Here is a 13,106-nt window from a genome sequence, read left to right as displayed (position 1 = left end):
GAGGAAGGTGGGGACGACGTCAAATCATCATGCCCCTTATGTCTTGGGCTGCACACGTGCTACAATGGTCGCCCGCCGCGTCGTCAGCCCGCCGGCCGGCCGGCGGAGCGCCGCAGGTGTTCGGCGAGGGCGAGGAAGACGAAGAAGTTCGGGATCGTGCTCACGGCGGCGTGGGTCAGGGCCCGCCACCGGCCGGCGACCCTGAGCTTGACGAAGCCGTCGAAGACCTTGATCTCCTGGATCTCCTGCCACTGCGCGGACTCGCGGGCCGAGCCGACGGCGTCCACGGTCAGCCAGAGCCGGCCGAACTCCAGTCGCCCGCCCGAGTCCAGGGCGGCGACCGCCCCGGGGAGCTGGGCCCGGGTGACGGCCTGCTGGAGCGCCGGCCCCCACTCCCGCGGATTGCTGAATCTGCCCTTCTCGGCGACCTCGCCCGCCCCGTCCGCCCGGCCGCGCAGCACGACCTTCGCGCCGTCCACGTCGGTGAGCGTGTACTCGTAGGACGTGTAGCCGCCGACGCCGGTGTGCCGGACGGTGTTCTGGAGGACGGACGTGCTCTCGTAGCGGACGGCGTGGACCCGGCCCTTCACCACGGCGGTGAGACCGCGCTCGTGGAGGTCGAGCCGGACGCCCTGGTTCTTCGCCGTCGTGGACCGTTCCTTCCAGATGCCCAGCGGGACCAGCAGCAGCAGTCCGAGCGGGATGACCGCGAGCGCCGCCGCCTCGGTGAGCGAGAGCACCAGCGCCAGCCCCCCGAAGACCACCGCCCCGGTCACCGCGCAGCCGAGCGAACCCGCCTGCGACCGGGTGCCCGGGTAGACCGCCACCCGGTCACCCAGCCGGTTGCGGACCGCCGCCTCGTCGATCAGCGTCAGAAGCTCGCTCCGGCCGTCCGCGAGGCCGTCCTGTCCGGTCATGCGCTGTCCTCTGCCTCGTGGTCGGGGTGTTCGTCGCGTCCGTGGGTTCGCGGTCACCGGTGGGCCCGCCCCGGCGGTGCGGGCCCACCGGTCGGCCGGGGCTCAGCCCGCCCGGTCGAAGGCGGCCTGGAGCCGGGGGACGTAGTCGGCGAGCGCCGGCGCCCAGCAGCCGTAGTTGTGGCCGCCGTCGCAGGTGGGCGACAGGGTCGAGCCGTCGCCGTAGTCGACGTAGCGGTTGGCGATGCCGAGCTGGTTCAGCCGGGTCCGGACGGTGTCGGTGGCGATCGCCGTGAAGTGGTCGATGGGCCCCTGGTCGCCGGTGTAGAGGGTGACGTCGGTGGCGGCCAGCTTGGCCAGGTTGGCGCCCGCGGCCGGGTTGACCTCGTTCCAGACGTGGTCGGCGCCGAAGACCGGGTAGGGCGAGCCGAAGATCGCGTCGCTGTCGACGTAGGGCCCGTAGCCGACGCACTGGCCGCTGCCGGAGGTGCTCACGGCGCACCACGCGCCCGGGAGGTTGAGCTCGGTGGCCAGGACCGTGGCGCGGATCTCGGTCATGCCGAGGTCGATGCCGCCGGACAGCGAGGCGACGTGGCCGAACAGGTCGGGCCGGAACTCGGCGTAGCGCAGCGCGCCGTAGCCGCCCATCGACAGGCCGACGACGGCCCGGTGCGACCGGTCGCCGAGGGTGCGCAGGTTGGCGTCGATGAAGGGGACGACCTGGCTGGTGTGGAAGGTCTGCCAGTTGGCCGCGCCGAGCACGGTGTTCTGCATGACCCAGTCGGCGTACCAGCCCTTGAGGCCGCCGTCCGGGACGACGGTGATCATCGCGTCGGAGTGCAGGGCGGGCGCGGCCGCGACGTCGTCCACGGTGCCGGCCCCGCCGTGCAGGAAGTACGTCACCGGCCAGCGCCGGCCGGGGTCGGCGGCGTAGCCCCGGGGGAGGAGGATCCGGATCTTGTGCGTGCCGGAGAGCTGACCGGTGGTCACGGTCAGCGTGAAGTCGGTGTCCGAGTGCACGACGGGGGCGCCGACCTGGGTCAGGCCGAACCCGTCGGTGAAGGTCGGCGGGGCCGGGTCGGCCGCGTGCGCGGGCACACCGACGAGCAGCGCGGACACGGCCATCGCCGCGGCGACGACGGCCGCCCTGGCGTGCCGGCGCCAGGCGGGCGGGAAGGAGGTCATCGAAGGTCCTCTCGGGGTGGGTGCAGGGTGAGCGGGCCCCGCGGCCGGGCGACGGACGGGGGCGGGGCGCGGTGCTACAGCGCGCAGTAGGCGTCGACCGTCGCCTTGCCGGTGTCCTGCTGGCCCTTCGTCCCGGCGAGCAGGTGGAACTCGTTGTTGGCGCGCGCGACCTGCTTGGCGCCGTCGTCGCTGGTGTACCAGTCGCTGAAGTAGCCCAGTACGGCGCCGTTGTGGCTCCAGGCCCACTGGCCGCACGGCAGCTGCACGTGGATGATGCCCAGGCCGTAGCCCACGGTGCCGTCGGCGGTCACCGGGACGGTGGTCTTGAGCTCGGCCTCCTGCGCGGGTGCCAGGAGCCGGCCGGTGACCAGGGCCCGGGAGAAGGCCGTCAGGTCGTCCAGGGTCGACACGATCGCCCCGGCGGGCCCGAAGGTCTGGACGTCGGAGACGGTGACGTCCCTGATGCCGATGCCGATCACCGGGTACTCGTAGCCGTGCAGGTGGTTGTCGGAGATGGTCGGATCGCTGGTCGGGAAGGTCGTGTCGGCAAGGCCGAGCGGTTCGATGATCCGCTGCCGGATCTCGGCGGCGGCGTCGTTGCCGGTGACGGCCTTGATCACCATGCCGGCCAGGACGTAGTTGGTGTTGGAGTAGCTCCACTGCCGCCCGGAGTGCCGGTGGGCCGGTGCTGGGCGAGGCCGAGGTTCACCAGGGTCTGCGCCGGCCAGGCCTTGGCGGGCTCGGTGTTCAGCGCGTAGGACAGCGCGAACCCGGTGTCCTTGGCGTAGTCGGGCAGGCCGGAGGTGTGGTTCAGCAACTGGCGGATCGTGATCGTGCTGCCGTCGTAGCCGTTCGCGGCGACCGCGCCGGGCAGCCACTTCGCGACGGTGTCGTCGAGGGACAGCCGCTGCTCGCCCTCCAGCTGGAGCAGCACGGTGGCGGTGAACGCCTTGGTGTTGCTGCCGATCCGGAACCTGGCCTTCGGATCGGCGGGCACCCTGGTGGACAGGTCGCCGACGCCCGCGTGCACGTACTGGGTGGTGTCGCCCTGGCGGACCAGGCCGATCACGCCGGGGTATCCGTCGGCGACCCCCTGCTGGGCGCCGGCCTGGAGGAGGCCGGCGGCGGTCGGGGTGTCGGCGTGCGCCGGCCCGGCACCGGCGAGGGCGGCGAGCGCCAGCGCCGCGCCGGCGGCGGTCAGACGTAGGGGTTTCATCGGACTCCTCGGGCTGCTGCGGGTGGTCATGGCGGCGCGCGGTGCTCGCGACCGGTCCGGTCGGCCCGGACCGTCGGCGCGGCGCCGACCTGGTACCCGTGATCCTGCGGGCCGGCCGCCCCGGCGGACAGGCCATCGCACCGGCCACATGTGACCGGCCCCGCTCCGGCCCGCGGATTCCCGCCCCCGGCCTGCGGATTCGCGCGCCCCACCCGGACGGTGCCGGCGGGCCGGGCGCCGGCGGTCACGGCGTACCGGCCGGTGCGGGCGGGAAGGTGGCCGGTGCGTACTTGCCGTGCTGCTGGCGGAAGGTGCGGCCGAGGTGGTGCTGGAGCCGTTCGTGCCGGAACTGGTAGACCGCGCCGGTCTGGCGCAGCACGCCGCGCTGGTAGGCGTCGTCCAGGAACGCGACCGGGCGCCAGGGCAGCCGGCCGGTCAGCGGCAGCCAGACCCGGGCCAGCACCAGCCACTGGCCCCAGGCGGTGAAGGCGAGCAGATAGGCGACCGTCCCGCCGATCCCGCCGACCGCCCCGATGAACAGGCCGTCCGCCAGCCCCCAGTTCAGCGGACCCAGGACGCCCTGGAACAGGTCGACGACCAGCCGCCCGCCGCCGGCGATGGTGAGGGTGAGGGCCGGCGCCAGGACGAGGAACTGCCGGGCCACCGTGGCGCGGTTGGCGCTGAGCAGGCTGACCGGGGTGGCCGAGGAGGTGACGTCCACCGGCGCCTCCAGCGCGGCCGAGAGCCCGAAGAGCAGGCCGGCCGCCGACCCGAAGGTCAGCCCGAGGCAGAGCATGTTGATCAGGGTGCCTTCGAGGACGTCCGGGTCGGTCAGCGGGGAGCCCGCGTACAGCGCGCGTTCCAGCGCGAGCGCGCAGGCGCAGCCGACGCCCATCAGGGACCCGCCGAGCAGACCGTCCCCGAACCGGGCGAGGAAGGTGCGGACCGGCCGCCGGCCGAGGCTGTCATGGGTGCCGGGCAGCCGCAGCCGCACCCGGGACGGCTCGAAGACCTCCCCGCCGCCGAAGGTGATCAGGATCGCGTACACCGACCCGAAGGCGAGCCCGGCCACCGGCCCCATCAGGCTGCCCTGCAGCAGCACCTCGCCGGCCCCGGTGCCGAAGCCGATGCCGAGCAGGCTGACGAACAGTCCGACGAACCAGTCGGCGAGGGCGACGCTCAGGGAGGTGGCCACGACCACGGCCAGGACCCGGGTCGAGCGCGGCAGCGTGTCGCCGAGCTGCCACCAGGCGAGGTCCTGCCGGTCGTGGTCGAGCCGGACCAGGTGGTGCGCGAGGTGGCCGAGCCAGTGCTGGGCGCGACCGGTGTCCCAGTCCGCCGGCCGGTCCGGCCGGCCGGCGGCGTCCCGCTCCGGGGCGCGGCGGCGGTACACCGCGGGGACGAAGCCCGCCAGCAGGTGCTCCTCCAGGGACTTCGCGGTGGGGAAGCGGGCGGTGTCGAGCAGTTCGGCGGGGTCGCGGCCGGGTGTCTCGCTGTAGGCCGTGCGCGCCAGGATCACCATGAGCGGCGTGGTCAGCACAGCGGCGAGAGCGGCGCCCGCCCCGCTCTCCCCGGCGCGCAGCTCGTCGAGCACGGTGTCCCACAGCGACCCGTCCGCGCTCCCGTCGGTGGCGGCGTCGCCGCGGCCGACCGACCGGGCCGTCCGGGGCAGGTAGTGGCCGAGGTCGTCGAGGGTGAGGTCGGCGAGCGTGATGCCGGCCGCCCAGAGCAGCGGCGCGTGCGCCTCCTGGACGGCCTCGGCGAACTCGTCGTGCCGGCTGGTGAGGACGAGCGGCAGGGTGGTGGCGTTGAGGGCGTCGAGGGCCTCCCGCCGCAGGCCCTCCGCGATCTCGTCGAACCCGTCGAGGACGGGGAGGACGAGGTCGGCGTCGACCAGCGCGGCGGCCAGCGTCGACCCGTGCGGGCCCCGGCGGGCCAGGTGCGGGTGGTCGCGCAGCAGCCGCCCGACCAGCCAGTCCCGCAGCGCGGTGGTGGTCGGGTCCCAGGAGCCGAGACTGAAGATGACCGGGACCCGGCCGGCGGCGCCCGGGGCCTCCAACTGGTCCAGGACGAACCTGATCGTGAGGATCGACTTGCCCGAGCCGGCCCGGCCGAGGATCACCAGCCGCCCGGAGGAGATCCGCCGGTAGACCTCCGCCACGCTCCGCAGGTCACCGCTGAGGTCCATCGGGCGGGGGGCGGCCCCCGGGCCGAGCCGCTGGATGTTCTCCGAACGGTCGGTCAGCCCGGCCGGTGCCCGCTGCCACCGGACCGGGAGCGGGAACGGGTCGTGGACCCGGCGCTGCGCCTCCTCGCGGCGCCAGCGGCGTCTGACCTCGCCGGCCAGCTCCTGCGCGGCGTCGGCCAGCGCGCCGGGCACCGGGCGGGGCGCGGGCGGCGCGGGGGTCTCGGGTGGCGCCGACGGGCCGGGGGCCGGGGACTCGGTGGCCGGGCCGCCGGGTGGAGCGGGCGCCGGTTCGAGCGGCACGGGAGCCGGCCGGGGCACCGCGGGAGCCGACGCGCCGCGCGCCTCGGCGAGCGTGCTCGCCAGCTGCCGGCGGTCCTCCGCGCTGATGTCGAGGGCGTCGGCCAGCAGATTGACCGTACCCAGCCGGTGGTCGCTGGACCTTCCGCTCTCCAGCCGGCGGATGGTGCGCACGCTCACGCCGGAGCGCTCCGCCACCTGTTCCTGCGTCAGGCCCGCCTGGCCGCGCAGCCGGCGTAACAGCGTGCCGAGCTGATCCGTCAACGGGGCGCCTCTCTACTCGCCGGTAATCGCCGGTGAGCCTACCGGTGACGACCGGTCAGCGATGTCCGGCCGGTTGGCCTGTCCACCGAACATGACGAACGCCACAATCGCTGCCTTCGTGCAGGCGCTGTGCGGCGAGAAGCGAGGAGTCGACGTGGCCTACCGCTACTGGTGCGGTGAGTGCAGTTCCAGGACGGCCTGGCTCGGCGAGTCCGAGGGGGAGCGGCAGCAGGTCGAGCACTACGCGAAACGGCATCCCGGCATCCCGCCCGGCGGCCAGGTCGAGGTCGGCAGAGGACTCGACGCCGGCCGCGGCTGGCTCGCGCCGGCCGCGGCCGCGCTCGTCCTGCTGATCGTCGTGGTGGCCGTGGTGGCCGTGGTGGCCCGGTACCGGTAGGCCGCGCCGCCGCCGGCACCGGCCGCCTTTGGCCGGTCCGTGGCCTGTCCCGGCCGGTCGGCCGGAGCCCAGCATGGGCGCCGGGGCCGCACGCTCCCGGGGAGCCGGCGTCCGGTGCCCCGGCCGGCGGCACCCCACCCCTCCCAGCAACCGAAGGAGATCCATGTCCACTTCACCGCAGCCGGGGCAGGCCCTCACCCGGCGCTCGCTCCTGCGGACCGGGACGGGGCTCGCCCTGGGCACCGGCCTCGCCGTGGGCGCCGGGGTCGCCGCCGCCGGGCCCGCCGCCGCGACCAACGGCGTCGGCCAGACCGGCGCGCCCCTGTGCCAGCTGCCCGGTGACTCGGCGAGCCGGTACGGGCTGGGCAGCGGCGACCTGGGCATCCCGTACTACCGGGAGCACGACAACACCTGGGGCTACGTGTTCGGCGACTCCTTCGACACCGGCAACGGCTACCTCGGCTCCCCGGTGATGCTGAACCAGGCGACCTTCGACCGCTCCGGGGCGACCCCGATCTCGTTCAGCTACGCCATGCCCGACGGTTCCGCGGCCCAGCTCCTCGACTACGGCCACGGAACCGACAACGGCCACGGGGTGGAGAGCACCCGGATCCCGAACGACTGCATCGAGTTCGGCGGCCGCACCTACCTCCAGTACACCTCGGTGGCGCGCGGCATCGGCCCGGACCCGCTGCCCGCCGGCGAGGACGGCTCACTGATGTCGGGCGTCGCCTACTCCGACGACTTCGGCCGGACCTGGACCGACTACCCGTACCACTGGCCCGGCCAGGACCAGGGCGTCAACCAGTCGATGTACGGGATGTGGTCCTTCGCCGGCATCGACCCGGACGGCTGGCTCTACATCTACTCCAAGCGCTGGAACGGCACCCACAAGAACACCGCGGACCAGGGCGCGATCCAGCTGTTCCGGATCGACCCGGACGCGTTCCGGGCCGGCGACTTCGGGGCCCAGCAGAACTGGGCGTACGACGGCGGCTGGCACTGGGCCACCGACGGCACCCCGCCGACCCCGCTGTTCGGCCCCGGGAACAACATCGCCGAGTTCTCCGTGAAGCGGATCGACGGCCGCTACTGCATGAGCTACCTCGACCTGACGGACGGTTCGATCTGCACGCGCACCGCGCCCCGGCCCGACGCCGCGTGGTCGGCGCCGGTCCCGCAGATCGTGGCGAGCAACCTCTGGCCGCCGAACCACTGGGGCCGGCCGCAGGTCGAGAGCCTCTACGGCGGCTACATCCACCCCGGCAGCGCCGGTGCGAACTCGCTGACGCTGATCGTCTCCCAGTGGACCGCGCAGGGCGCCTACCGGGTCCTGCAGTTCGACGGGATCCGGCCGTAGTGCGCGCCCCGCAGCGGTCGTCACGGCCGCCCCTCGACACCCCGCGACCGCCGCACCGGAAGGAGTCCCCGTGAGACTCGCCGTCCTGACCAGAGCGCTGGTGGGCGCGCTGCTCCTCTCCTCCGCCGCCCTCGCCACCACCGGCCCGGCCGCCGCGGCCACCGACGGCGCCAAGGACGTGACCTACCGGGGCACCACGCTGCGCGTCCCCGGCACCTGGCCGGTGATCGACCTGGACGCCGCGCCGGACACCTGCGTGCGGTTCGACCGGCACGCCGTCTACCTCGGCCGCCCCGGCGAGAACCAGGACTGCCCGTCCCACCTGCGGGGACGCAGCGAGGCGATCCTGGTGCAGCCGGCCCTGCCCGGCGCGGAGCGCGGGGCCCGGGAGAACACCGCCTCCCGCGAGATCACGGCGACCACCGGCGCGGTCACCGTCACCGCGGCCTACGGCACCGACCGGGCGGCGGTGGCGACCGTCCTCGACCGGGCCGGTCTGCCGCAGCCGCGCCGGACGGCGCAGGCACCGCGGAGCGCGGCCGACCCGGCCGGCGCCGGTGGCATCACGGCCGGCGCCGGCGCGGCGCTGACGGCCGCGGTGGACGGCGGCGCCACCAACTACACGGGCCAGGGCTTCGACCCGTGCGCGGCCCCGAGCTCGTCCACCATGCGCACCTGGATGGACGCCTCGCCCTACGGCGCGATCGGCATCTACGTCGGCGGCGTCAACCGCACCTGCGACCAGCCGAACCTGACCGCCGACTGGGTCGCCCGGCAGGCCTCGATCGGCTGGCACTTCTTCCCGCTGTACGTCGGCCACCAGGCGCCGGGCGCCTGCCCCGGTTGCGCCACGATCCCGTCCGCGGCCCAGGGCGCGGCCGACGCCGACGACGCGATCGCGCAGATGTCGGCCCTCGGCTTCCCCCCGGGCACCCCGGTCTACATGGACAACGAGCACTACGCCCCGTCGTACTCGGGCCTGGTCCTGGGCTACCTGTCCGCCTGGACCACGCGGTTGCACGCCCGGGGCTACCTGTCGGGCGTGTACGGCAGTGCCGGCAGCACGATCTCCGACCTGGTCGCCCACTACTCCTCCTACGCGATGCCGGACGTCATCGACTTCGCGGCGTGGCCGGGCAACGGCAGCACCAGCACCTCGGACCCGGCGATCCCGGACCACCTGTGGGCGAACCACCAGCGGATCCACCAGTACACCGGTGGCCAGAACGAGACCTACGGCGGCATCACCATCAACATCGACGCCGACTACCTGGACGTCCAACTGGCGCCCACCGCCAGGGGGTGGGACGACTTCGGCGACGGCCGGCAGAACCCGGCGATCGGCCGGCAGGCCAACGGGGCGATGGTCGCGTTCGCGGTCTCGCCGGACCAGCAGGGGCTGTTCTTCCGCGAGCAGACGGCACCGAACGGCGGCTGGGGAACGTGGCAGCGGCTCGGCGGTCCGGTCGGCGGCCTGCCGGTGGTCGGCCGCGACCCCGACGGGCGGCTGGAGCTGTTCGTCCTCGGCCCCGGCCGGAGCAGCATCCAGCACAGCTGGCAGACCACGCCGAACGGCGGCTGGAGCACGTGGGACACCTCCTTCGGCCCTGCGGCCTCGGGCCTGACCGTCGGTCAGAACGCTGACGGGCGGCTGGAGGTGTTCGCGGTGGCGCCGGACCGCGGTTCGATCTCGCACATCTGGCAGACGGAGCCCAACGGCGGGTGGAGTGGCTGGAACGGTGACGGCGCCGGGCCGTTCGGGGGCCCGACCGGGGGTACGCCGGTGGTCGGTCACCAGGCCGACGGGCGGATGGCGGTCTTCGTGCTGGCGCCGAACGGCAGTGGGGTGGCGATCCGCGAGCAGGCGGCCCCGTCCGCCGGCTGGGGCGCCTGGAACGGCTCCTTCGGGCCCGCGGCGTCCGATCTGAGTGTCGGTCAGAACGCTGACGGGCGGCTGGAGGTGTTCGCCGTGGCACCGGATCGCGGTTCGATCTCGCACATCTGGCAGACGGGGCCCAACGGCGGGTGGAGTGGCTGGAACGGTGACGGCGCCGGGCCGTTCGGGGGCCCGACCGGCGGTGCGCCGGTGGTCGGTCACCAGGCCGACGGGCGGATGGCGGTCTTCGTGCTGGGACCGAACGGCAGTGGGGTGGCGATCCGCGAGCAGGCGGCCCCGTCCGCCGGCTGGGGCGCCTGGAACGGCTCCTTCGGCGGCGCCGCCGCGACCGTGAACGTCAGCCGCAACGCGGACGGCCGGCTGGAGGCGTTCGCCCTCGCCCCCGGCGGAGCCAACATCTCGCACATCTGGCAGAACGCGCCCAACGGCGGCTGGAGTGCCTGGAACGCCGACGGCACCTTCGGCGGCGCCGCCTGGGTGGGCGTATGAACACGTCGAGAGGAACGGTCGAGACCGCGATGCCACCGCGCACCCGCCCCGCCCGCCACGCGTCGCACGCCTCCAGGGCGACGGCCCGGGCCCTGCTGATGGCCCTCGTGCTCGTCCTCGCGCTGGCCGGCACCGGTCTGGCGACCGCGGGCAGCGCCCGGGCCGACTCGGCCCTCGGCGGCCCGATCACCCGCGGCGAGATCATCGCGCGGGCCCAGTACTGGGTCGACCACCAGCCGGGCCCGTACGACCAGGGCGGCTACTCGCCCGGCCCCGGCGGCGACTTCGACTACCGCCGGGACTGCTCGGGCTACGTGTCGATGGCCTGGCACCTGAACGCCAACGCCTGGACCGGGTCGCTGTCGGACACGTACTCGTACCCCATCGACCGCGGTGACCTGCGCCCCGGTGACATCCTCGACAACTACAGCGAGCACGTCTTCCTCTTCGACCAGTGGCTCGACGGCGACGGCGACTTCTCCTACTACTCCTTCGGCTCCGCGCCGGTCCGCCACCTCACCGCCAACATCGGCGACGCCTCACTGGACGGGCACCCCAACGGCTCGTTCAGCGCCCGCCGTTACCACCGGGTGGTCGAGGACGGCCCGGCCGGGCCGCGCCCGCACCCGTACCCGTCCGGCCGGATGGTCTCCGGCCGCGACGCGGACGGCCGGCTGGAGACCTTCGCCGCGGGCCCGGGCGGTGTCTGGCACACCTGGCAGCTGTCCGTCAACGGCGGCTGGTCGGAATGGGTCGACGAGGGCGGCCCGGGCAACGCCCAGCTGGCCATCGCGCCGAACCAGGACGGCCGGCTGGAGCTGTTCGCGCTCAACGGGAGCACGCTGGCCCACCTCTGGCAGACCGCGCCGAACGCCGGCTGGTCGGGGTGGGCCGGGCTCGGCGGCGGCGGGTCCCGGATCGCGGCCGGTGGCAACGCCGACGGGCGGATCGAGGTCTTCGCCTCCAATGCCACCGGGGTGTTCCACACCTGGCAGACCGCGCCCAACGGCGCCTTCGCCGGGTGGGCCGGGGTCGGCGGCCCCGCCGGTGCACGGCTGCAGATGGAGAACGCGCCCGACGGCCGGCTGGAGCTGTTCGCCCTGTCGGACACCACCTTCGGCCACCTATACCAGACCGCGCCCAGCGGGGGCTGGTCGGCCTGGGACTCCTTCGGCGGCGGCGGCGGGCACGGGCTGACGGTCAATCACAACTCGGACGGTCGGCTGGAGGTGTTCACCTCCAGCGGTACCGGGGTGTTCCACCGCTGGCAGACCGGCCCCACCAGCTGGTCGGCCTGGACCGGTACCGGCGGGGGAGCCGCCGACTCCGAGCTGTCCTCGGCGCGTTCCGCCGACGGGCGGATGGAGGTGTTCGCCATCAACGGCGGCACGGCCACCCACCTGTGGCAGACGGCCGTGAACGGCGGCTGGTCGGGCTGGGAGACCTTCGGCGGCGGTGGCACCGCCATCGCCGCGGCCACCAACCAGGACGGCCGGCTGGACGTGCTGGGCAGCAGCGGGTCCGGTGTCTTCCACCGCTGGCAGACCGGTTTCAGCGCCTGGTCCGGGTGGGGCCGGCTCAACTCCACGGACGGACCGGCGCTGGCCTGACGGCCGCCGCCCCGACGGGGCCCGCCCGGCCGGGAGTTCCGCCGGCCGGGCGGGCCCCGGCGCGTCCGGGGACGGGGTCCCGGTGGCCGGCGCCGGCCGGATCAGCGCGCGAGGAGGCGCCGGAGCCAGCGGGTACGGGCGTCGCGGGCGTCCCGGGCCAGCGCCGAGTGCGGCGCGAGGGTGTCGAAGCCGTGGCAGGCACCGGGCCACACGTGCAGTTCGGCCCGGCCGCCGGCCTGCCAGAGCGCCTGGGCGTAGGCCACGTCCTCGTCCCGGAGGGTCTCGGCCGATCCGACGTCGACGTAGGCCGGGGGCAGCCCGGACAGGTCGGTGGCGCGGGCGGGGGCCGCGTAGGGCGGGAGGTCCGCGGCACCGTACCGGTGACCCAGCAGGGCCTGCCACGCGGTGGCGTTGGAGGTGCGGTCCCAGGTGTCGGTGCCGGCCAGCTGGTGGCTGGAGAAGGAGCGGTCGCGGTCGTCCAGCATCGGGCTGAGCAGCAGTTGCCCGAGCGGGACGGGCCCGCCCCGGTCCCGGGTGAGCAGGGCGAGCGCGGCGGCGAGCCCGCCGCCGGCGCTCTTGCCGCCGAGCACGATGCGCGCCGGGTCGATTCCCAGCCGGTCGGCGTGCGCGACCGCCCAGGTCAGGCCGGCGTAGCAGTCCTCCACCGGTCCGGGGTACCGCGCCGGCGGTGCCAGCCGGTACTCGACGGAGATGACGGCCAGCTCCAGCGGGAGCGCCCACTCCCGCAGCACCCGGGGGAGGACGGACCAGGCGTTGCCCATGACCATGCCGCCGCCGTGCAGGTAGTACAGCAGCGGCAGCGGCCGGGAGATCCCGGCGGGCCGGGCGCTCAGCAGGGTGACCTCCGGCCCGTCCGGCGGTCCCGGTACCCGGAGTTCGGCCACCTCGAAACGGCCGCCGTCGGTCAGCTCGTGGACGGCGGGCCGGGGCCGGGTCGCGGTGTCCCGGGCCTGGCGGGCCGCCAGGTTCGCCGGGGTGAGCGGCTCCCCGGCCGCGTCGCCCAGAGCCGCCAGCGCGGCGGCCAGCTCGGGGTCGAACGGGGGCGCGGTCCGGGCCTTCGGGGCGGGGCCGGGTGCGCCCGGCGGGTCGGCGACGCTCATGCCGGGCCGTCCGGTCGAGCCCCGGGGCGCCGGCCGGACGGGACCGGGGGGAGGCAGCACGTCGAATGAACGAGGTCCATAGGGCCCAGTCAATCACCCGTCCGGCCGGGCCGCGGCCGGTCCGTCGCTCTCGCGGGCGGCCGGCTCCGGCCCACCCGGGGCGGCCCG

The 13,106-nt window shown here is 74.8% G+C and carries 10 protein-coding genes; 4 read left to right on the top strand and 6 right to left on the bottom strand.

Annotated features, from left to right (window positions below):
* Window positions 1-83: 83 nt before the first annotated feature.
* The 5 genes from ABT263_RS33690 to ABT263_RS33670 all read right to left on the bottom strand — a co-directional run bounded on the left by ABT263_RS33690 (window position 84) and on the right by ABT263_RS33670 (window position 6,064).
* A complete protein-coding gene (locus tag ABT263_RS33690) occupies window positions 84-917 on the bottom strand; it encodes a DUF6585 family protein (protein WP_352296412.1) in 834 nt (277 codons plus the stop codon).
* A gap of 102 nt (window positions 918-1,019) precedes the next feature.
* Window positions 1,020-2,099 (bottom strand): alpha/beta hydrolase, encoded by a 1,080-nt coding sequence (locus ABT263_RS33685; RefSeq protein WP_352296409.1) that lies wholly within the window; start codon window positions 2,097-2,099, stop codon window positions 1,020-1,022.
* A 74-nt stretch (window positions 2,100-2,173) separates the two neighbouring features.
* A complete protein-coding gene (locus tag ABT263_RS33680; protein WP_352296415.1) occupies window positions 2,174-2,731 on the bottom strand; it encodes a serine hydrolase domain-containing protein in 558 nt (185 codons plus the stop codon).
* On the bottom strand, window positions 2,716-3,315 hold the full coding sequence (locus tag ABT263_RS33675; protein WP_352296402.1) for a serine hydrolase domain-containing protein: 600 nt from the start codon (window positions 3,313-3,315) through the stop codon (window positions 2,716-2,718). Before ABT263_RS33675 ends, ABT263_RS33680 begins: the two co-directional genes overlap by 16 nt.
* A 244-nt stretch (window positions 3,316-3,559) precedes the next feature.
* Entirely contained in the window at window positions 3,560-6,064 is a 2,505-nt protein-coding gene (locus ABT263_RS33670; RefSeq protein ID WP_352296399.1) for a helix-turn-helix domain-containing protein, read from the bottom strand.
* 91 nt (window positions 6,065-6,155) lie between these two features.
* Between ABT263_RS33670 and ABT263_RS33665 the strand changes: the two genes are divergently transcribed.
* The 4 genes from ABT263_RS33665 to ABT263_RS33650 all read left to right on the top strand — a co-directional run bounded on the left by ABT263_RS33665 (window position 6,156) and on the right by ABT263_RS33650 (window position 11,817).
* On the top strand, window positions 6,156-6,461 hold the full coding sequence (locus tag ABT263_RS33665; RefSeq protein ID WP_352296396.1) for a hypothetical protein: 306 nt from the start codon (window positions 6,156-6,158) through the stop codon (window positions 6,459-6,461).
* A 163-nt stretch (window positions 6,462-6,624) separates the two neighbouring features.
* Complete coding sequence (locus ABT263_RS33660; protein WP_352296393.1) at window positions 6,625-7,821, top strand: glycoside hydrolase family 183 protein; 1,197 nt, start codon at window positions 6,625-6,627, stop codon at window positions 7,819-7,821.
* A 70-nt stretch (window positions 7,822-7,891) separates the two neighbouring features.
* The gene (locus ABT263_RS33655; protein WP_352296390.1) at window positions 7,892-10,207 is read left to right on the top strand and encodes a DUF8189 domain-containing protein; all 2,316 of its coding nucleotides are present in this window, start codon (window positions 7,892-7,894) and stop codon (window positions 10,205-10,207) included.
* Window positions 10,204-11,817: a PLL family lectin gene (locus tag ABT263_RS33650; RefSeq protein WP_352296388.1), complete on the top strand. Its 1,614-nt coding sequence runs from the start codon at window positions 10,204-10,206 to the stop codon at window positions 11,815-11,817. The genes ABT263_RS33655 and ABT263_RS33650 overlap by 4 nt, the downstream gene beginning before the upstream one ends.
* 101 nt (window positions 11,818-11,918) lie before the next feature.
* On the opposite strand, the gene ABT263_RS33645 is transcribed toward ABT263_RS33650, so the two are convergent.
* Window positions 11,919-12,938 (bottom strand): alpha/beta hydrolase, encoded by a 1,020-nt coding sequence (locus ABT263_RS33645; protein WP_352296385.1) that lies wholly within the window; start codon window positions 12,936-12,938, stop codon window positions 11,919-11,921.
* Window positions 12,939-13,106 lie beyond the last annotated feature (168 nt).

This window comes from Kitasatospora sp. NPDC001603 (assembly GCF_040298365.1).
Taxonomy (GTDB): Bacteria; Actinomycetota; Actinomycetes; order Streptomycetales; family Streptomycetaceae; genus Kitasatospora.
The sequence above is the reverse complement of the archived record's forward strand: the minus strand, read 5'-3'. Positions and strand labels throughout refer to the sequence as shown.

Coding starts and splice junctions, on each gene's coding strand:
- ABT263_RS33690 (WP_352296412.1), bottom strand. CDS start 917: ATGACCGGACAGGACGGCCTCGCGGACGGCCGGAGCGAGCTTCTGACG.
- ABT263_RS33675 (WP_352296402.1), bottom strand. CDS start 3,315: ATGAAACCCCTACGTCTGACCGCCGCCGGCGCGGCGCTGGCGCTCGCC.
- ABT263_RS33660 (WP_352296393.1), top strand. CDS start 6,625: ATGTCCACTTCACCGCAGCCGGGGCAGGCCCTCACCCGGCGCTCGCTC.
- ABT263_RS33685 (WP_352296409.1), bottom strand. CDS start 2,099: ATGACCTCCTTCCCGCCCGCCTGGCGCCGGCACGCCAGGGCGGCCGTC.
- ABT263_RS33665 (WP_352296396.1), top strand. CDS start 6,156: ATGACGAACGCCACAATCGCTGCCTTCGTGCAGGCGCTGTGCGGCGAG.
- ABT263_RS33650 (WP_352296388.1), top strand. CDS start 10,204: ATGAACACGTCGAGAGGAACGGTCGAGACCGCGATGCCACCGCGCACC.
- ABT263_RS33645 (WP_352296385.1), bottom strand. CDS start 12,938: ATGAGCGTCGCCGACCCGCCGGGCGCACCCGGCCCCGCCCCGAAGGCC.